Below are 17,467 nucleotides of genomic sequence, written 5' to 3'. Positions count from 1 at the left end.
TACGAAGAGCTATCTATGAAATACGCAACATTCAATGACGCCGGAGAGCTGAACGGACGATATGACTCCACGATTCATTCTGCTATTCCCGAAGCGGCGATAGAACTTAGCGAAGAATTGTATATGGCAACCAGGACTGAAAATGACGGCATCTGGATGCTGGTTGACGGTAAGGTCGTCAAGACACGACTCTTTCAAGTTGAAACGGATTACCCAGCATTGTTCGCTGTTGAACGTTTCGCCCATGAGGTTTCCGGCATTTGTGTCGACGGCTTGTACATTGAGACAACCCGTGACAGCCAGGCGCTGATTGCCAGCACGGCACTATCAGTCATGCTTGATCCCGAGTATCGCTGTAATTTCAAAACGTTGAGAGGTTTCGTCGAGATCGGCTCAGAACAGATCCTGGCAATCGCCAAAGCTGTCCGTGTGCATATACAGGCGTGCTTCGATCGTGAACATGTTCTGCTCCAGGCATTGGAAAACGGTACCTATAGCAGCGAAATGCTCACAGAAGGCTGGCCTGATTCCTCTCCAGTCCAACCCAATCCAGCACTTCAATAAACGCCCCGCACCCCGGGGCGTTTTCTTGTCCGCTTAAAAGTATTCAACACCCGCCAAAGCCCCTCCCCACGAGGGGCTTTCCCGTTTATGGAGAAACGAAAAATGGCAACCCGCCAAACCTACACCGTGCTCGTTCCATTCCCCACCGGCGGTGGGCACTGGTCGAGCGTCGGTCAAGACCTTGATCTGCTCGACGTCGAAGCCAGTGCGCTGCACAGCGCCGGTCGACTTGAACTGAAAACACCCTCCACCCAGGCCAAAAAGGCCACTGCCAAGAAGGCTGACTAACCATGGCTGAGGTTCTGAACTTCGAGCACAACGGCATTACCGTCAATGCCACCGAATCCCCCGAGGCCATGGGTGGCCTGGGTGACAACGTCATCGGTCTGGTCGGCACCGCGCCGAAAGCCGATCCGCTGATTCCGCGTAACGCCCCGTTTCGCATCAACAGCTTCACCACTCACGCGCTGCTCGATCCGACCGGCGCTGAAGAGGGCACGCTGTATCACGCCGTCTACCAGATCCTCAAAGTGGTCAAGGTGCCGGTGTACGTGGTGATCGTCGAAGCGGGCGCGACCCCGGCTGACACCGTTAACGCGGTGATCGGCGGCGTTGATCCAACCACCGGCCGCAAGCTCGGTCTGGCTGCGCTGGGCAGTGTCCCGGAAGACCTGACCATTATCGGCGCGCCGGGTTTCACCGGCACCAAAGCGGTGGCCAGCGAGTTCGCCTCGTTCGGCAAGCGCATCAAGGCCCGTGTGGTACTGGACGGCAAGGACGCTTCGGTCGCTGACCAAGTGGCTTACAGCCAGGAACTGGGCGGCGCCGATCTGGGTTTCGACCGTTGCCTGGTGGTGCACAACATGCCGGCCGTGTACTCGAAAGCGGCGAAGAAAAACGTCTTCCTGTCGCCGTCCAGCCTGGCAATTGCCGCGCTGGCCAAGGTCAAGCAGTGGGAGAGCCCGGGCAACCAGGTGACTTACGCCGAAGACGTGTCGCGGGTGGTTGAGTACAACATTCTCGACACCTCCACCGAAGGCGATCTGCTCAACCGCTACGGGGTCAGCTACTACGCTCGCACCGTGCTGGGCGGCTTCTCGCTGCTGGGTAACCGTTCGATCACCGGCAAGTTCATCAGCTACGTCGGCCTCGAAGACGCCATCAGCCGCAAGCTGGTCAAGGCCGGCCAGAAAGCCATGGCCAAGAACCTGACCAAGTCGTTCATGGATCAGGAGGTCAAGCGCATCAACGACTGGCTGCAGACCCTGGTCGCCGACGAAACCATTCCTGGCGGCAGCGTGTACCTGCACCCGGAACTCAACAGCGTCGAGAAGTACAAGAACGGCACCTGGTACGTGGTCATCGACTACGGCCGCTACGCGCCGAACGAACACATGGTTTATCAACTCAACGCCCGCGATGAAATCATCGAGCAGTTCCTGGAGGACGTTCTCTAATGTTTACCAACCGCGTAAGACAGGCCATCGCGGCCACCCTGCAAGGCCTGCCGTTGTCGGCGACCGTGGAAGAGTTCACTCCACCGAAGATCGACTTCGAGATGGAGAACATGACAGGTGGACGCTTCATCGTTGAGGAAATGGCCAAGAGCGCCAAGGCACTGAATGCCACGCTCAAGCTGCAAGGCACTGGCGCTGAAGTGCTGCTGGCGATGGGCGTGAAACTGGGGGACGACATCCTGCTGAACGTGCGTGAAGCCGGTCAGGATCAGGACGGCAACACCTGGTTCACCTATCACACCATCGGCGGCAAGCTCAAATCCATGGCTGAAGATGCAATCAAAATGGGTGGCAAAGCCCTGACGACGCTTGAGTTCTCCTGCCGCACCTACAACCGCCTGGAAAACGGCATTCCGGTGATCGACATCGACGTGCGCACCCAGAAGTTCGTGCTCAACGGTGTCGACATCCTCGGTGATGCGCGTCGTGCGGTGCTGATGCCGTAACCCGTTACACCGCACAACCTCTGTAGGAGCGAGCCTGCTCGCGATGACGCCAGCACATTCAACATCGATGTGACTGCAAGACCGCTATCGCGAGCAGGCTCACTCCTACAAGGGACTGCAACACCCCTTCAAGAATCACAAAGGAATTCCTTTCATGTCGTGGATGCCACCCAAGCATGACCTGCTGTCGCCGATCACCGGCGACGACGGCGCGCAGATCGAGCAGATCCAGCTCAAGCCATTGTTCTACGCCGCACAGAAAGAAGCGCTGGAACGCGCTGGCGATGATGAAGACGATCAGTTCTTCGAACTGGCGCTGCTCGCCACCGGCCTGTCGATCAAGGAACTCGACCAGCTCAAACGCCCGGACTACGTGAGCATCGCCCAGTACGTTCACGAGATGTCGACCCGTCCGGCGGCGTACTTTCTGGAGCAGGTCGAGGACGCGGAAAAATCCGCCGATCCCGACGAAGTACAACTGCTGCAACCGCTCGCCGTGACCGGCCGCACGGTGACCTCGCTGTCGCTGGAAATGCCCGCACTGCGCGCCACCAAAGTGATGAAGAAACTGAAAACGGCCAAGGAACGCGCCGAGTTCATCACCGCCCATTGCACCGGTCTGATGATCCCCGATCTGGCCCAGCTCAGCGTCCCTGACTGGACCCAATTGCAGGTGCGCATCGACGATTTTTTAAACCAGCCGGCGGCCTACTTTCGGAACGCGACATCGAAGTAATCCTCGATATCGTCCCGCTCATTTACCCGGTAAGTGAGGCGGAGATTCTGGAATGGGACGCCGAAAAGGCGTTGCGCCGCTACGACATAGCGATCACTCGCCTTGGCGTGAAACAGGAGTAGAGCGGCATGGCAGACACAAAGTATTCGCCAATGCTGGCCACCATCAATGGCAGCGTCGGGTTCAGCGACACTGGCCTGGCAAATGAGCGGTCAGTCACCGATGCGCTCGCCAAACCGCTGGCGGATCTGAAGTTGGTGATCGTGACCGCAAGCCAGGACATCCGGTTGCTAATCAAGGAGCAAATCAAGCTCCGTGAAGTCATGGCCGCGCTGCAATCGCTGTCGAAGATCAGTGCAGCAGCACCCGCGACCGCGAGTGCACCGAAGTCAAAACTGACGGCGGAGATCGAGCAGCGTCCACCCCCGGCATCCATGCAGCCCTCCATTGCACTCACGACTGCAATGGACAAGCTGAAACGACTGCCGGGGATGGACAGCGATCTCAGCAGCATGGCGATTGCCAACCTGAAAATGGCCAGTGATCCGGCGGTGGCCGGCAGTGGTGCGACTGCGGTGAATCTGGCCGAAGTCGAACACGCAGCGAGCAGGTCCGGTGTGGGTGCCAATCTCACTGGGGATGCCAAGGAAAAAGAACTGCTGGATTTCGGCGGTGATGCCGCAGCGAATGCGACGGCGTTTGGCATTGAACTGAAAGCGGCTGGAGAAATGCTGGCCGTCTGGCGAACCTCGCTCAAGCTCGATCGGACGCAAAGTCAGGGTCTGGCCGATGCCAGCGTTCACCTTGAGAAAAATTCGCTTAAAGCGACGGCAGCCGACATCGGCTCAGTGGTACAAAATTCCGGCGAGGCAGGGGTAGCGGCGGGTATTGCCCCCGAGCAACTCGCCGCCTTGGCGGCTGCTTTGCTCAACGCCGATGTGGACAAGTCTGGCGCTGCTGCCTCGGTGAAGAGCATCAGTGCGGCGCTGGTCAAAGGTGCCAAAGGCTCAGCTGCCGAACGTACGGCCTGGGCAACACTTGGACTTCAGCCAGACCAACTCACAGATGACGTACCGAAAACGATCTCCGTCGCCCTCGAGGCGCTGAAGAAACAGCCGGCGAGCCAGCAATCTGCGCTTATCAAGACGTTGTTCAGCGGTGACCAGGGCGTCAGCAAACTGTTGGAAAAACCGCAAGACGTCGAAAAGACCTTTGCTCTGCTGACAGCGAAAAAACCGCTCGATCCACAGACCGAGCTGCTGAAGAGGTTGTCCAACGGTGGCGACGGCTTGCATCGATTGATGGCAAAACCTGCCGAGACACCATTCTTGCCGGTCCCACTTGCGGGGCCGAGTCAGAGTCTGGAGCCGCAATACAAAGGTGCGGTGCAAAGGATCGCTGATCCGGCGGGGGGCAGCCCGCAACAAAGCTGGAACGCACTCGACGCGAGTATCAATCGATTGCTGACAGCGGCAGCGCCGGATGCGCAACGAGTGGATTCGATCACCACGGGTGTGAACTGGATGGCGGAAAAAGCCGAGGCGAATCCGAAAATTGCCACCGGTTTGGGGGTTGCTGCGGTTGGGCTTACGGCGATTTTGGCGGTGGTGCTTGGAAAGGTCTTCGACCGTTTCACCGACAAGCTATTACAGAGCGCTGCTTCCAGATTGCCCTATGGCGACTGGATAGCCAAAGTTGAGCGCCCCGAAGAGAAGGAAGCCAGCGCCAAAGAATCAACGACGCCCACCGACCACAACTCGGGTGGATCCGGAAAGGATAAACCCAAGGGGGGCTCGTTGCGGCCCCGTCAGGCAAAAAACCGGCCTCGCTACAGAAAAAAAAGCAAAGTTGGCGGCAAACCGCTGAGAGATCCCAGAGACTTTGTTGCGCCCAGCTCCGACGTCGTGGAGCAGCCATTACTTGGCGGTGGGGAATGGCCCGCGAGCATGACGGCGTTCGCCGGCTCATCGGGCGCCAGTCCGATGCGTGCGGCACCGTTGTCCGGTACCTACGCCAAGGCTGGCGCATTGCTTGCCAAAAAAGCGCCGCCGCTGCGTCTGCTCAGCGCGGGTTATGAGTTGGTCAATGGCGTCATGCACGGAGACACCCGCTCAGTGGTGTCATCCGGCGCCTCGCTGGCCGGGTCTTCAGCGGGAGCCGCTGTCGGCGCCGCGCTCGGCACGCTGATTCTGCCGGGTGTGGGCACGGCGATTGGTGGGTGGCTCGGAAGCATGGCAGGGGGAGCCATTGGTGAATCGCTGGGCGACAAATTAGGCAATCAAGTCGATCGCCTTGGCTCTCCTGCACAGGTCAGTAAAGAACTGATCGCAACCTCTGCAACCTCTGCAATCCCGGCGGCACCTGCAGTCGAAAATGCCGGTCAGCCTGTCACGTTCAACTCCACCATTCACATCAATGGTCAGGACCAGACCAGCGCCCAGGCGCTGGCCAATCTGGTGGTGCAGACGACGATGGGGCAATTGGCCCAGATCATGCCGACCAACCCCCTCGCCACCCGCCGTGACGCAGCCCTGACCGATGGAGTCGCCACATGAAACAGCAAATGGCACTGGGCAGTTTCATCTTCGGCCTCTCGCGCAACTTCGCGTACAGCACGCTGGCGCGAAAGTCCGACGGGGGCTGGACCGACATACAGATCCTGACCAGCAAACCCAAGTCCAGTCAGACCGGGCAAAAAGCGGAAACGCTGACCATCAGCGGCACCTCGATGTATGCCGTGGCCATGGATCGACTCGATGAGTTACGCGCACTTCAGGCACTGCGGGTGCCGCTGCCGTTGATTGACGGCATCGGGCGCAACTGGGGCCTGTGGCGGATCAACAGCATCGACGAAAACCAGAGTGAGGTCATCGATGACGGCACCGCGATGGTGATCAAGTGGGTGGTCGGATTAACGGAGTTCAACAATGCGTAAGGTACGAAGCGTGGCTGGCGATTCGGTGAATCTGCTGCTCTACCGCGAAACGGGGCGCAGTGATGACGCCGCCGAAGAGGCGCTGTGGAAACTCAACCCGACCCTCGCCGAACAGGGGCCGGTGCTGCCCGCCGGGGTCTGGGTCGTACTGCCGGAACTCGATTTGAAACCGGCCACGATCAAGCCGCTGACGGCCTGGGATTAAGGAGGGCGCATGGCACTGGGTTTTACCCCGGCGATAAGAATCTACGGGGCCCATTCGGCCCTGCTCAATCAACGCCTGATCAGTTGGGAGCACATCGATGCTGCCGGTTTCGAGTCCGATCAGTTGACCTTGACGATTGATCTCGAAGGCCTCGAGGGGCTGCCGAACCTGGGCGGGAAAATCGGCCTGGAGATCGGTTATCTGGAATCGGGACTGGTCGACAAGGGCCAGTTCAAAGTGACGCGCCTGACGCCGACGCTGTTCCCGTTCCGCCTGACCCTGGTGGCCACTGCGGCGCCGTTCAGCAAGGATGATGAGACGGGCTTCAGGCAACGCCGCACCGCCAGTCATGGCCCGACCACATTGGGTGCGCTGTTTCACGAAGTGGTATCGCTCCATGGCTTCTCACCGCGCGTCGCTCCCGAGGTGGCGATGATCAGGATCGAGCACATCGACCAGTCCAACGAAACTGACATGAGCTTTCTGACGCGCCTGGCGAAAAAGTACAACGCGGTGACCAAACCCTATGACAACGTGTACGTGCTGGCCCGTCCCGGCCAGACCAAGTCGTTGTCGGGCCAGGTGCTGGCGGACGTGACGTTATCGGTGACCAGTAACAATCGCCCCGGCGATCACGCGTTCATCAGCGCCACGCTGGAGGAGTCTGCCCGCGAGCAGACCAAGGGTTGCAAGACCTGTTTCTGGGATGGCGCCGCGGGTGTGTTGCGCTGGATCGAAACGGGGCTTGCGCCGTTCAAGACCCTGCGCCAGAAGCAACCCAACGAAGCCGATGCCATCGCCGTCGGCGAGGGCGAAGTGCGCAAGATGCTGCGCCAGAAGTACAAGGTGAAGATCACCTGTCCCGGCGATCCGCGACTGTCGGCCGAAGGCCTGGTGCGGCTCGATGAGACCTGGCCGGACTTCATGCGCGGACGCTGGTCGATCGACAAGGTCACGGCCAGTGGCAATCGCGAGAACAGCTATCGCTGTGTGATCGATGCATCGTGCCTCGACCCCAAGGCTGAAGCCGGGGACTGATTCCCTCTTTCTCAGAGCGACACAAATCCCTGTGGCAGCGGGCTTGCTCGCGAAAGTGCCGGCACATTCAACATTGATGGCGACTGATACAGCGCCTTCGCGAGCAAGCCCGCTCCCACAGTGGATCTGCGGTGTTTTCCTCAATTTCACTCAACTCTGGAACACCACCATGAAGATCACCCCGATCCTCACGCAACTGCGTGCGCAATGCCCTGGCCTTGCCAATCACATTGCGGTGGGTGTCGATCTGGCTTTGCTGCAAGGCAACGCCGATCTGCCGACACCTTCGGCCCATGTCCTGCCACTGGCCGATCCGGCCAGTAACGGCACCGCGCAAAACCTCACCTCGCAACCGATCCGCGACCGCTTCGAAATCGTCCTCGCACTTGACGCCAGCGACGGCACAAAAGCGCTGGATCTGTTGCACGACCTGCGCGCCGAATTGTGGCGCGCGCTGGTGGGGTTCAAGCCGGGCACCGACTACAGCGCCATCGTTTATGACGGCGGCGAGATGGTCTCGATCAACAGCAGCCGCGCCTTCTACCGGCTGCGCTTTTTTGCCGAGTTCCAGCTCGGCCGCAATCTGCCGAGTCAGCCTGCGGAGAGTTGGCACGAACGTGAACTGGACGGTTTGTCGTCCTTTACCGGGGTCACCGTGCGGGTCGATGCGATCGACCCGGCCGACCCCAATCTGAAACACCCGGGCCCTGACGGGCGCGTGGAACTGACTTTCTCTGGAGACGTAACCCCATGAGCAATCGCATCACCGTACTGCCGGCCACTGGCCGTGCCGTGCCTGACCCGGAGGCGGGCGATCTGCTGCCCCTCGAAGGCCGTGAAGTGCTGGACAGCGCCTGGTGGCGCCGGCGTCTGGCCGACGGCGATATCACACTCAAAACCGCAAAAGCGGCTAAACCACAGGGAGCCAAATAATGGCGATCGGATTCAGCAACATCCCCGCGGACATTCGTGTACCGCTGTTCTATGCCGAAATGGACAACTCGGCCGCCAATAGCGCGAGCTCGACCCTGCGTCGTTTGATCGTCGCTCAGGTCAACGACAACATCGCGCCGACCGAAGTCGGCAAACTGGTGTTGGTCTCCAGCGTTGCGCTGGCCAAAAGCATCGGTGGTCAGGGCTCGATGCTCGCCTCGATGTACGAGACCTTCCGCAAGGCCGACCCGATCGGTGAGATCTGGTGCCTGCCGCTGCACAACGCTGAAGGCGCGATCGCCAAAGGCGTGCTGACCCTGACCGGCACCGCAACCCAGGCGGGCGTGCTCAACCTGTACGTCGGTGGTGTGCGTGTGCAGGCCACCGTGGTCAACGGTGCCACCGCAGCGCAAGCGGCCACTGCACTGGCGCAGAAGATCAACGCCACGGCCGATCTGCCGGTGAGCGCTGCCGCTGCCGAAGGTGTGGTCACCTTGAATGCCAAATGGACCGGCGACAGCGGTAACGACATCAGCCTGCAGTTCAATCGCCTGGGCAAGAGCAACGGCGAAGAAACCCCGGCCGGCCTGACCACCGCCATCACCGTCATGACCGGCGGCGCCGGTGTGCCGGACCAGGTGGCGGCGGTTGCCGCACTGGGCGACGAGCCGTTCGAGTTCATCGCACTGCCATGGTCGGATCTGTCGACCCTCAACACCTGGCAAGCGGTCATGGATGACAGCACCGGTCGCTGGTCGTGGGCCAAGCAACTGTTCGGCCACGTCTACAGCGCCAAGCGCGGCACCGTCGGCACGCTGGTCGCCGCAGGCCAGGCGCGCAACGACCAGCACATGACCATTCAGGCGCTGGAGCCGGGCGTACCGCAACCATTCTGGGTACAAGCGGCAGCACTGGCTGCGCGCACCGCGGTGTTCATCTCCGCCGATGCCAGCCGTCCGACCCAAAGCGGCAGCCTGCCGGGCGTTGACCCTGCACCGGCGAGTGAGCGTTTCACCCTGACCGAGCGTCAGTCGCTGCTCAACTACGGCATCGCCACCGCCTACTACGAAGGCGGTTACGTGCGCATCCAGCGTTCGATCACCACCTACCAGAAGAACGCTTACGGTCAGGCCGACAACTCCTACCTGGACAGCGAAACCATGCACCAGTCGGCGTTCATCGTGCGCCGCCTGCAAAGCGTGATCACCAGCAAGTACGGTCGGCACAAACTGGCCTCCGACGGCACCCGTTTCGGCGCCGGCCAGCCGATCGTCACCCCGGCGACCATTCGCGGCGAGTTGATCGCGCAGTACGCCAAGCTGGAACTGGAAGGCCACGTGGAGAACGCCGAGCTGTTCGCCGAGCACCTGATCGTCGAGCGCGACGTGCAGGACCCAAGCCGCGTGAACGTGCTGTTCCCGCCGGATTACATCAACGGTCTGCGCGTGTTCGCACTGCTCAACCAATTCCGTCTGCAATACGACGACGCGGCCTGATCGCCGCGTTTGACCGTAAGCATTCAGCCCACCTCGCGTGGGCTTTTTATTTGAAGGGAGTAACACCATGGGTCAAGTGATTGCAGGCACCTGCTACGTCAAAGTGGACGGTGCACAACTGACTATCAACGGCGGCTGCGAAGCCCCGCTGATGGCCGTCAAACGCGAAACCGTCGTACCGGGTTTCTACAAGGAAACCGACGTCGCGCCGTCGTTCAAAGTGACCGCGCTGCACACCGCCGACTTTCCGTTGAAGAAGCTGATCGAAGGCACCGACATCACCGTCACCTGCGAATTCAGCAACGGCAAAGTCTACGTGCTGGCCGGTGCCTATCTGGTCGAAGAGCCGGTTTCCAAGGGCGATGACGCCACCATCGAACTGAAGTTCGAAGGCATCAAGGGGACTTGGCAATGAGCGGCGCCGTGAAGCTTCAGGTTGCGATCGAAGCTCACGGCGAGCCTTTGACCGAACTCGTCCTGCGCCGTCCGACGGTGCAGGAGGTGCGAGCGATCAAGGCGCTGCCGTACAAGATCGACAAGAGCGAAGAAGTCAGCCTCGACATGGACGTGGCGGCCAAATACATCGCCGTGTGTGCCGGCATTCCGCCGTCGTCGGTCAACCAGCTCGATCTGGCTGACCTCAATGCGCTGAGCTGGGCCGTTGCGAGTTTTTTCATGAGTGCGGCGTCGGAGCCATCACCGACCTGATCGCAGTCGCCTATGACCTGGCCTGGTTCTGGAAGGTTGACCCCGAACAGATGATGGCCAGGCCACTGGATGTGCTCCGCGAATCGCTGGAGCACGCGCAACGGATCAATGCGATGCAGCAGGTGCAGTGATGGCGAATACAAATTTGAGCCTGATCCCGCAGAACTTTCCCGTCACGGTCAACATGCTCGTGGTGCTCAAGGGCACCGAGAAGATGGAGACCGAGATGAAGGGGCTGCGCGGCAAGGTCGCAGCATTCAAGAAAAGCATGGAAGACAGCGGCCTCGAGCCGCTGGACGTGGCCGGCTTCATTGCCGAAGGTGGTCTGCTCAAGCCGTTTCAGGACGGCATCAAAAAGGCCATCGAAGCGCAGGATGCGCTGGCGAAGAAAGCCAGGGCACTTAAAGGCCTGAAAGTGCCCAAGGTGGTGCAGGGGGAAACCTCGGCCAACCTGGCAAAATTCAACGAAGCGCTGGACAAGATCTCGCTGAATATCGGCCAAGCGCTGCTGCCGGCGGTCAACAGTATCGTCACTGCGCTGACGCCGGTGATCACGTCGGTTGGCCAGTTCGTGGCCAACAATCCTTACCTGGTCGAAGGGCTGGCGGCCGCTGCGGTGGCGTTCACGGTGGTGACGGTCGGGGCGATGGGGCTGGTGGCTGTGCTGGGGATTCTGACTTCACCCATTGGCCTGATTGCCGCCGCCATCGCCGGGGCCGTTGCGCTCATCGTGATCGGTGCGCGGTTGATCACCAATAACTGGGCGTCGATTTCCGGGTTCTTCGGCGGGATGTGGGACTACGTCGCGGCGGCGTTCAACGCCGGCGTGGCGAAGACCGGGCAGGCGATCGACTCGATGGGCGCGTGGATCAGCAAAAAGTGGGGAGAGATCCGCGCGGACTTTTATGCTGGAGTCGATAGCATCGGCAAGTACTACGACGACTTGGTGGCGAAGGCGCAAGCGGGTATCGCCAAGCTCAAGGCAACGTTTGATTTCTCACCGAGTGAGGTGTGGGACAAGGCACTGGCGAAGGCCAGCAGCGTCGTCAGTGATTTCTTCGCCAGCACCATGGCGGATGCGCAAGCGGGGATCGACAAGCTCAAGGCGAAGTTCGATTTCTCACCGCGTGAGGTGTGGAACAAGGCGCTGGCGAAGGCCAGCAGTGTCGTCAGTGATTTCTTCGCTGGCGCACAGGCCAAAGCGTCTGCCGGGCTGGACGCGCTCAAGGCGCAGTTCAGTTGGTCGCCGACGCAGGCGATCGCGGGTGCCTGGGGCACGGTGAGCAACGTGTTCAGCGATCTGCTGGGCGGTGTTGCCGGCAAGGCTGCGGCGCAGTGGGAGCAGGTCAAATCGATCTTCACCCAATCGCCTGTGGCGATGATTGAAAGTACCTGGCAACCCGTGGCCGGGGTTTTCTCGGCACTCGGGGATGTCCTGCGGGCGTCGATGGCAGCGCTGCAAGACAACCTGCGCAGCGTGTTCGACGTATTGCCGGTGGAATCGGCAACGGCGGCCTGGAACGGCGTAACGGGATACTTTTCCGGCTTGTGGGCATCGTTGACCACGGATGCACAAACGGTAAAAGGCGTGTTTGGCGATCTGTTCAGCCAGTCACCGCTGGAGTCGATCCAGCAGAAATGGCAGCCGGTGCTGACCTGGTTCAGTGACATGTGGACCAAGTTGCAAGGCATCTTCGGGCAGGTCAAAGAACTGCTCGGCGGCAACTTCACAGGCTTCTTCGCGACCCTTGCCGGCACCAGCACAACGGCACCTGCGGGCGGCGCAGCGTTGCACAGCACGCTGCCGCAAACCTCCAGCGCGCTGATCCAGCAAAGCGCCGCCAACAATCGTACGCAACTCGAAGGCGGCCTGACGGTGAGCTTCGTCAATGCACCGCCCGGGATGCGCACCGATCAACCGCAAAGCAATCAACCGGGCCTGGCGTTGTCATCGCGCATCGGCTATCGCTCGCTGTCGGCAGGAGGTTCCAATGAACTGGCGTGACCGTTTGTTGCCGGCATCGTTTCGCGGTGTCGGTTTCTGGATCGATCAGGCGAAAACCCCGGTCGGTCGCAAAGGTCAGTTGCACGAATATCCGCAACGTGACCTGCCGTATTTCGAGGACCTCGGCCAGCAGGCCAAGACCCACGACCTGACGGCTTTCATCATCGGCGCCGATTGCCTGGAGCAGCGCGACAAGCTGCTCAAGGCGTTGGAGCAGGGCAGTGGCGAGTTGGTGCACCCTTGGCTGGGACGCCTGCAAGTCAAGGTCGGTGAGTGCGACATGACCCACACCCGCCAGGACGGCGGGTTGGTGACGTTCAGTCTGAAGTTTTATCCCGATCAGCCGTTGCCGTTCCCGACTGCCACCGTCAGCACGCAGAAAGTCTTGCTGGTCAAGGCTGACACGCTGCTGGGTTCAGCGGTGGCGCGCTTCGAACAGGCGATGACGCTGATCAAGGCTGCGCGGATCGGCATCGCCAATCTGCGCAACAGCCTGACTGGCGTTTATGAGGTGATCAAAGAGCAGCTCAAACCGCTGATCGAGCAATACCGGCAGATCACCGAACTGGTCAAAGCCGTCAAGGAATTGCCCAAGGAAGTGGCGGCGGAGTTCAAAGGCTTGCTCGGCGATATCAAGGAGCTCAAGGCGTTCGCGAAGGAGGGCTACCGTGGCGTGATTGCCGACGTGTCCCAACAACTCGAAGCCATTCGCAAGGCTGATGCGCCGAAGATCACCACCGGCAAGGACACCAACGCCGCGGCGCAAGCCATGGCCGATCTGGTGCAGGACACGATGCTGGTCAAAGTGGCGCAATGGGTGGCGTCGATGCCGGTGGCGACCCCCGCGGTGAAACTGTCGTCGACACCTTCGGTGGCTCATCAGGCGGATCAACCCGTGACCCGTCAGGAAGTACCGGTGACCGATGAAATGAAAGCGCTGCAGAAGGCGGTCGGGGTGGCTATTGATCCGATGCTGGACAAGGCCGATCCCAAGCACCACCAGGCGATCAACGATGTGAAGGAAGCGCTGCTTGCGCATCTCAAGGCAGTGGCGTCATCCGGTGTGCGACAGGTCACTAAATCGTTCCAGGAAAGCCTGCCGGCGCTGGTTGTGGCCTACAAGCAATTTGCCGACGCCACACGGGTGACTCAAGTGACTCAGAGCAACGCGATGAACCATCCGGGCTTTTCCCCCAACGACGTGAAAGTGTCCAGGGAGTGAGCCATGAGCGAGATGGATAACCGCGTCACGTTGACCGTCAACAACATGGAATACGGTGGCTGGAAAAGCGTGGAAATCACGGCTGATCTGGAGCGCCAGTTCCGCACTTTCAAACTGGATATCACCTGGCAGTGGCCGGGGCAGACGGTGGACCAGCGGATCAAGCCGGGTGACCCCTGTGAAGTGAAAATCGGCCAGGACCTGGTGCTCACCGGCTACGTGTTCAAGGCCCCGATCAGCTACGACGGACGCCAGATCAGCCTGAGTATCGAAGGCAGTTCCAAGACTCAGGACCTGGTCGATTGCGCGGCCACCAACCGGCCCAATCAATGGCAGGAGCAACCGTTGCTGAGCATCGTTCAGGCGCTGGCCATGGAATACTCGTTGATGGTGGTCAATGAAATTCCCGAGACTGCGCGGCTCGCCAAGCACACCATTGTGCCCGGCGAAACGGTGTTCCAGTCGATCGACCGGTTGCTCTCGCTGTTCCGGGTGTTTTCCACCGATGACGCGCAGGGCCGGCTGGTGCTGGCCAAGCCTGGCAGCGGTGGCCGGGCCAGCGATGCGCTGGAGCTGGGCAAGAATATTCTGTCGGCCAACGCCGCCATGGATCAGAGCCAGGTGTTCTCCGAATACCGGGTGATCGGCCAGCAGAAAGGTTCGGACAAAAAGAGCGGGGCGGCGGTCAGCGAGGTTGAATCCAGCGCGACCGACCTCAGCTTCAAGCGTCGACGCACCACCATCATCAACGAGGGCACCGCGCTGACGTTCGAACTGGCCCAGCAACGCGCCCAGTGGGAGAGCGCCACCCGTATGGGGCGGGCGCAGACCACCACGTATCAGGTGCAGGGCTGGCGCCAGGCCAACGGCGACCTGTGGCGGCACAACACGCTGGTCAAGGTCACGGATCCGGTGCTTGGGTTTGATGGTGACATGCTGATCTCCAAGGTCACTTATTCGCTATCGGCACAAGGCTCGGTAACCACGCTGCAAGTGGCGCCGCCGCATACCTTCGATCCTGATCCCACACCCCCGAAAAAAACCTGAGCCTGACACCGAACCCCTGTAGGCGCGGGCTTGCTCGCTCCCACATTTTGTCCGTGTCGGGTCTGCTCCTAGAGGACACCCCATGAGCCTACTGACACGCCTGCTGGCGCGCGGCACTGTCGTGCTCGCCAACTCGGCTTCCAAGCTGCAATCGCTGCAAATGCGCCTCACCGCCGGCGAAGTGAACGACGACATGGAGCATTTCGAACCCTACGGTTTCACCAGCAACCCGCTGGCCGGCGCCGAGGGCATCGTCACTTTTCTCGGTGGCGATCGTTCCCACGCCATCGCCCTGGTGGTCGCCGACCGTCGTTATCGCTTGCAGTCGCTGGCCGCCGGTGAAGTGGCGATCTACACCGACGAGGGCGACAAAATTCACTTCAAGCGCGGGCGGATCATCGACATCGAAACCGCCACGCTGAACATCCGCGCCAGTACCGCGGTGAACTTCGACACGCCGGTGATCAACCAGACCGGCAAGATCGTCTCCACCGGCGATCAGCTCGCCGGTGGCATCAGTCAGATCAAACACGTGCATGTCGGCGTGCAGGCCGGCAGCGGCCAGACCGGTGCGCCGGCAGGAGGCAAATGATGTTCATCAGCCAGAACCTCCACGCCGCACTGACCCGCGCCGTGCTCATCAGCCTGTTCACCTGGCGACGCGCCGCCGATGACGACGCTCTCGACGACGAGGAGCGCTTCGGCTGGTGGGGCGACACTTTTCCCACCGTTGCCGACGACCGCATCGGCTCGCGGCTGTGGCTGCTGCGCCGGGTCAAGCTGACCCGACAGACCCAGATGAACGCCGAGTTCTACGCCCGCGAAGCCCTGCAATGGCTGATCGACGACGGCCACTGCAGCGCCATCGACATCATCAGCGAACGCCTCGACGCCCAGCGTCTGAACCTGCGCACGGTCCTGACCCTGGCTGACGGCGAACGTCTGGACATCAACCCCGATAACAGTTGGCAGGTGAACTATGCCGTTTGAAACCCCTTCGCTGCCGGTGCTGATCAAGCGCACCCAAAGCGACCTGGCCGGCGATTCGCTGCGCCAGTCCGATGCGCAAGTGCTGGCCCGCACCCTCGGTGGCGCCGCTTATGGCCTGTACGGTTATCTCGACTGGATTGCCGAGCAGATTCTGCCGGACAAGGCCGACGAGTCGACCCTGGAACGCATCGCCGCCCTGCGCCTGAACCAGCCACGCAAACCGGCGCAAGTCGCCACCGGCAGCGTCAGTTTTACCGCCACCGCCGGTGCGGTGCTCGACGTCGATACGCTGCTGCAAGCGAGCGATGGCCGCACCTACAAAGTCACCGCCGCGCGCACCACTGTCAATGGCAGCAACACCACCACCCTCGCTGCGCTGGATGCCGGCAGCCTGGGTAATGCCGACGCTGGTCTGGCGCTGACCCCGGTGCAGCCGATTACCGGTGTGGTCGGCAACAGTTTTGTGGTGCTGGCGCCGGGCCTCAGCGGCGGCGTGGCGCGGGAAAGCCTGGAGTCGCTGCGCTCGCGGGTGATCCGTTCCTATCGCGTGATCCCGCATGGCGGTTCGTCCAGCGACTACGAGACCTGGGCGCTGGAAGTGCCGGGCGTGACGCGCGCCTGGTGCCGAGGCGGCCTGCTCGGGCCGGGCACGGTGACGGTGTTCATCATGCGTGACGAAGACCCGCAACCGGTGCCCAACGATGAGCAATTGGCGGAAGTTCAGGACTACATCGAACCGTTGCGCCCGGTGACGGCGGAAGTGCATGTGCAGCGACCGATTCAAGTGCCGGTGGTGTATCGCTTCAAGAGCGTCAATCCGGACACCAGCGCCGTGCGCGCTGCGGTTGAAGCGCAACTGCGCGACCTGCACAACCGCGAGGCCGATCTGGGCGTGCCGTTGCTGATCAGCCATATCCGCGAAGCCATCAGCAGCGCCGGCGGTGAGTACGACCACACGCTGACCGCGCCGGCTGCTGACGTGCCTGCCGGGCAAAGCGAACTGCTCACCTTCGGAGGTTGCGTATGGGGGGCATAAGAACCGCCGCGCAATACCAGGCGCAGTTGCGCGCGCTGCTGCCCAGCGGCCCGGCGTGGGATCCGGAGCGCGTCCCGGAACTCGAGGAAGTGCTGCAAGGCGTTGCTGTCGAACTGGCACGCCTCGACGCCCGTGCCGCCGACCTGCTCAACGAGATGGACCCGGCGGGCGTCAGCGAACTGGTGCCGGACTGGGAACGGGTGATGGAGCTGCCCGACCCGTGTCTGGGCGCTACACCGTTGTTCGACGATCGCCGCCTCGCCGTGCGCCGGCGCTTGCTGGCGGTCGGCAGCCAGGCGATCGGCTACTACCTCGACATCGCCAAAAGCCAGGGCTACCCAAACGCCACGATCACCGAGCACGAAGCCCCGCGCATGGGCCGCTCGCGCTTCGGCGCGGCGCACTGGGGCACCTGGGAAGCGCAGTTCATGTGGACGCTCAACACCGGCGGCCGACTGCTGCTCGGTCGGCGCTACGGTGCGAGTTATTGGGGTGAGCGCTTTGGCGTGAATCCGGGCTCGGCACTTGAGTGCCTGATCCACCGCAGTGCGCCGGCGCATACCAAGGTGCACATCAACTATGACTAGGG

Annotated in this window: 21 protein-coding genes; all 21 read left to right on the top strand. The window is 61.3% G+C overall.

From position 1 onward, the window contains the following. Positions 1-15 precede the first annotated feature (15 nt). The 21 genes from U862_RS0113305 (at position 16) to U862_RS0113200 (ending at position 17,465) form a co-directional block, all read left to right on the top strand. Complete coding sequence (locus tag U862_RS0113305; protein ID WP_025110853.1) at positions 16-564, top strand: DUF4376 domain-containing protein; 549 nt, start codon at positions 16-18, stop codon at positions 562-564. Between the two features lie 102 nt (positions 565-666). Beyond that, on the top strand, positions 667-852 hold the full coding sequence (locus tag U862_RS0113300) for a hypothetical protein (protein WP_025110852.1): 186 nt from the start codon (positions 667-669) through the stop codon (positions 850-852). A gap of 2 nt (positions 853-854) precedes the next feature. Then, the gene (locus U862_RS0113295; RefSeq protein ID WP_025110851.1) at positions 855-2,021 is read left to right on the top strand and encodes a tail protein; all 1,167 of its coding nucleotides are present in this window, start codon (positions 855-857) and stop codon (positions 2,019-2,021) included. Continuing rightward, positions 2,021-2,527: a phage major tail tube protein gene (locus tag U862_RS0113290; RefSeq protein ID WP_025110850.1), complete on the top strand. Its 507-nt coding sequence runs from the start codon at positions 2,021-2,023 to the stop codon at positions 2,525-2,527. The genes U862_RS0113295 and U862_RS0113290 overlap by 1 nt, the downstream gene beginning before the upstream one ends. A gap of 154 nt (positions 2,528-2,681) precedes the next feature. Beyond that, a complete protein-coding gene (locus U862_RS0113285; protein ID WP_025110849.1) occupies positions 2,682-3,263 on the top strand; it encodes a phage tail assembly protein in 582 nt (193 codons plus the stop codon). Between the two features lie 128 nt (positions 3,264-3,391). Further along, a complete protein-coding gene (locus U862_RS0113280; protein ID WP_025110848.1) occupies positions 3,392-5,818 on the top strand; it encodes a phage tail tape measure protein in 2,427 nt (808 codons plus the stop codon). Beyond that, complete coding sequence (locus tag U862_RS0113275) at positions 5,815-6,198, top strand: phage tail protein (protein ID WP_025110847.1); 384 nt, start codon at positions 5,815-5,817, stop codon at positions 6,196-6,198. The genes U862_RS0113280 and U862_RS0113275 overlap by 4 nt, the downstream gene beginning before the upstream one ends. Beyond that, positions 6,191-6,403, top strand: a complete 213-nt coding sequence (locus U862_RS0113270; protein WP_025110846.1) for a tail protein X — start codon at positions 6,191-6,193, stop codon at positions 6,401-6,403. The genes U862_RS0113275 and U862_RS0113270 overlap by 8 nt, the downstream gene beginning before the upstream one ends. A 9-nt stretch (positions 6,404-6,412) precedes the next feature. Continuing rightward, positions 6,413-7,441 (top strand): hypothetical protein, encoded by a 1,029-nt coding sequence (locus tag U862_RS0113265; protein ID WP_025110845.1) that lies wholly within the window; start codon positions 6,413-6,415, stop codon positions 7,439-7,441. A 169-nt stretch (positions 7,442-7,610) separates the two neighbouring features. Then, entirely contained in the window at positions 7,611-8,195 is a 585-nt protein-coding gene (locus tag U862_RS0113260) for a hypothetical protein (RefSeq protein WP_025110844.1), read from the top strand. After that, entirely contained in the window at positions 8,192-8,374 is a 183-nt protein-coding gene (locus U862_RS0113255; RefSeq protein WP_025110843.1) for a DUF2635 domain-containing protein, read from the top strand. The genes U862_RS0113260 and U862_RS0113255 overlap by 4 nt, the downstream gene beginning before the upstream one ends. Next, positions 8,374-9,870, top strand: coding sequence for a phage tail sheath subtilisin-like domain-containing protein (locus U862_RS0113250; protein WP_025110842.1), 1,497 nt, complete (start codon positions 8,374-8,376; stop codon positions 9,868-9,870). Before U862_RS0113255 ends, U862_RS0113250 begins: the two co-directional genes overlap by 1 nt. A gap of 67 nt (positions 9,871-9,937) precedes the next feature. Continuing rightward, positions 9,938-10,285: a phage tail tube protein gene (locus U862_RS0113245; protein ID WP_007964335.1), complete on the top strand. Its 348-nt coding sequence runs from the start codon at positions 9,938-9,940 to the stop codon at positions 10,283-10,285. Next, positions 10,282-10,578, top strand: a complete 297-nt coding sequence (locus tag U862_RS0113240; protein ID WP_003222226.1) for a phage tail assembly protein — start codon at positions 10,282-10,284, stop codon at positions 10,576-10,578. Before U862_RS0113245 ends, U862_RS0113240 begins: the two co-directional genes overlap by 4 nt. A 130-nt stretch (positions 10,579-10,708) precedes the next feature. Continuing rightward, complete coding sequence (locus U862_RS0113230; protein WP_025110841.1) at positions 10,709-12,583, top strand: hypothetical protein; 1,875 nt, start codon at positions 10,709-10,711, stop codon at positions 12,581-12,583. Continuing rightward, complete coding sequence (locus tag U862_RS0113225; protein WP_025110840.1) at positions 12,570-13,805, top strand: DNA circularization protein; 1,236 nt, start codon at positions 12,570-12,572, stop codon at positions 13,803-13,805. The genes U862_RS0113230 and U862_RS0113225 overlap by 14 nt, the downstream gene beginning before the upstream one ends. Before the next feature lie 3 nt (positions 13,806-13,808). Then, positions 13,809-14,852: a phage baseplate assembly protein gene (locus U862_RS0113220; protein WP_025110839.1), complete on the top strand. Its 1,044-nt coding sequence runs from the start codon at positions 13,809-13,811 to the stop codon at positions 14,850-14,852. A gap of 82 nt (positions 14,853-14,934) precedes the next feature. Then, positions 14,935-15,444: a phage baseplate assembly protein V gene (locus tag U862_RS0113215; protein WP_025110838.1), complete on the top strand. Its 510-nt coding sequence runs from the start codon at positions 14,935-14,937 to the stop codon at positions 15,442-15,444. Next, on the top strand, positions 15,444-15,842 hold the full coding sequence (locus U862_RS0113210; RefSeq protein WP_025110837.1) for a phage GP46 family protein: 399 nt from the start codon (positions 15,444-15,446) through the stop codon (positions 15,840-15,842). The genes U862_RS0113215 and U862_RS0113210 overlap by 1 nt, the downstream gene beginning before the upstream one ends. Then, positions 15,832-16,878 carry a baseplate J/gp47 family protein gene (locus tag U862_RS0113205; RefSeq protein ID WP_025110836.1) on the top strand — a complete coding sequence of 349 codons (1,047 nt, stop codon included), beginning with the start codon at positions 15,832-15,834 and terminating at the stop codon, positions 16,876-16,878. The genes U862_RS0113210 and U862_RS0113205 overlap by 11 nt, the downstream gene beginning before the upstream one ends. Then, positions 16,866-17,465: a YmfQ family protein gene (locus U862_RS0113200; RefSeq protein ID WP_025110835.1), complete on the top strand. Its 600-nt coding sequence runs from the start codon at positions 16,866-16,868 to the stop codon at positions 17,463-17,465. The genes U862_RS0113205 and U862_RS0113200 overlap by 13 nt, the downstream gene beginning before the upstream one ends. The last annotated feature ends 2 nt before the right edge of the window (positions 17,466-17,467 follow it).

Origin of the sequence: Pseudomonas sp. H1h (genome assembly GCF_000633255.1) — a bacterium.
Lineage (GTDB): Bacteria > Pseudomonadota > Gammaproteobacteria > Pseudomonadales > Pseudomonadaceae > Aquipseudomonas.
Note: the sequence above shows the minus strand (reverse complement) of the source record. Positions and strands in the feature narration are given on the sequence as shown.

What these genes read in the sequence shown, in the direction of transcription:
- U862_RS0113260 (WP_025110844.1), top strand. Translation starts at nt 7,611, where the DNA reads ATGAAGATCACCCCGATCCTCACGCAACTGCGTGCGCAATGCCCTGGC.
- U862_RS0113215 (WP_025110838.1), top strand. Translation starts at nt 14,935, where the DNA reads ATGAGCCTACTGACACGCCTGCTGGCGCGCGGCACTGTCGTGCTCGCC.
- U862_RS0113295 (WP_025110851.1), top strand. Translation starts at nt 855, where the DNA reads ATGGCTGAGGTTCTGAACTTCGAGCACAACGGCATTACCGTCAATGCC.
- U862_RS0113205 (WP_025110836.1), top strand. Translation starts at nt 15,832, where the DNA reads ATGCCGTTTGAAACCCCTTCGCTGCCGGTGCTGATCAAGCGCACCCAA.
- U862_RS0113245 (WP_007964335.1), top strand. Translation starts at nt 9,938, where the DNA reads ATGGGTCAAGTGATTGCAGGCACCTGCTACGTCAAAGTGGACGGTGCA.
- U862_RS0113210 (WP_025110837.1), top strand. Translation starts at nt 15,444, where the DNA reads ATGTTCATCAGCCAGAACCTCCACGCCGCACTGACCCGCGCCGTGCTC.
- U862_RS0113200 (WP_025110835.1), top strand. Translation starts at nt 16,866, where the DNA reads ATGGGGGGCATAAGAACCGCCGCGCAATACCAGGCGCAGTTGCGCGCG.
- U862_RS0113290 (WP_025110850.1), top strand. Translation starts at nt 2,021, where the DNA reads ATGTTTACCAACCGCGTAAGACAGGCCATCGCGGCCACCCTGCAAGGC.
- U862_RS0113280 (WP_025110848.1), top strand. Translation starts at nt 3,392, where the DNA reads ATGGCAGACACAAAGTATTCGCCAATGCTGGCCACCATCAATGGCAGC.
- U862_RS0113225 (WP_025110840.1), top strand. Translation starts at nt 12,570, where the DNA reads ATGAACTGGCGTGACCGTTTGTTGCCGGCATCGTTTCGCGGTGTCGGT.
- U862_RS0113305 (WP_025110853.1), top strand. Translation starts at nt 16, where the DNA reads ATGAAATACGCAACATTCAATGACGCCGGAGAGCTGAACGGACGATAT.
- U862_RS0113265 (WP_025110845.1), top strand. Translation starts at nt 6,413, where the DNA reads ATGGCACTGGGTTTTACCCCGGCGATAAGAATCTACGGGGCCCATTCG.
- U862_RS0113230 (WP_025110841.1), top strand. Translation starts at nt 10,709, where the DNA reads ATGGCGAATACAAATTTGAGCCTGATCCCGCAGAACTTTCCCGTCACG.
- U862_RS0113220 (WP_025110839.1), top strand. Translation starts at nt 13,809, where the DNA reads ATGAGCGAGATGGATAACCGCGTCACGTTGACCGTCAACAACATGGAA.
- U862_RS0113285 (WP_025110849.1), top strand. Translation starts at nt 2,682, where the DNA reads ATGTCGTGGATGCCACCCAAGCATGACCTGCTGTCGCCGATCACCGGC.
- U862_RS0113300 (WP_025110852.1), top strand. Translation starts at nt 667, where the DNA reads ATGGCAACCCGCCAAACCTACACCGTGCTCGTTCCATTCCCCACCGGC.
- U862_RS0113275 (WP_025110847.1), top strand. Translation starts at nt 5,815, where the DNA reads ATGAAACAGCAAATGGCACTGGGCAGTTTCATCTTCGGCCTCTCGCGC.
- U862_RS0113240 (WP_003222226.1), top strand. Translation starts at nt 10,282, where the DNA reads ATGAGCGGCGCCGTGAAGCTTCAGGTTGCGATCGAAGCTCACGGCGAG.
- U862_RS0113255 (WP_025110843.1), top strand. Translation starts at nt 8,192, where the DNA reads ATGAGCAATCGCATCACCGTACTGCCGGCCACTGGCCGTGCCGTGCCT.
- U862_RS0113250 (WP_025110842.1), top strand. Translation starts at nt 8,374, where the DNA reads ATGGCGATCGGATTCAGCAACATCCCCGCGGACATTCGTGTACCGCTG.
- U862_RS0113270 (WP_025110846.1), top strand. Translation starts at nt 6,191, where the DNA reads ATGCGTAAGGTACGAAGCGTGGCTGGCGATTCGGTGAATCTGCTGCTC.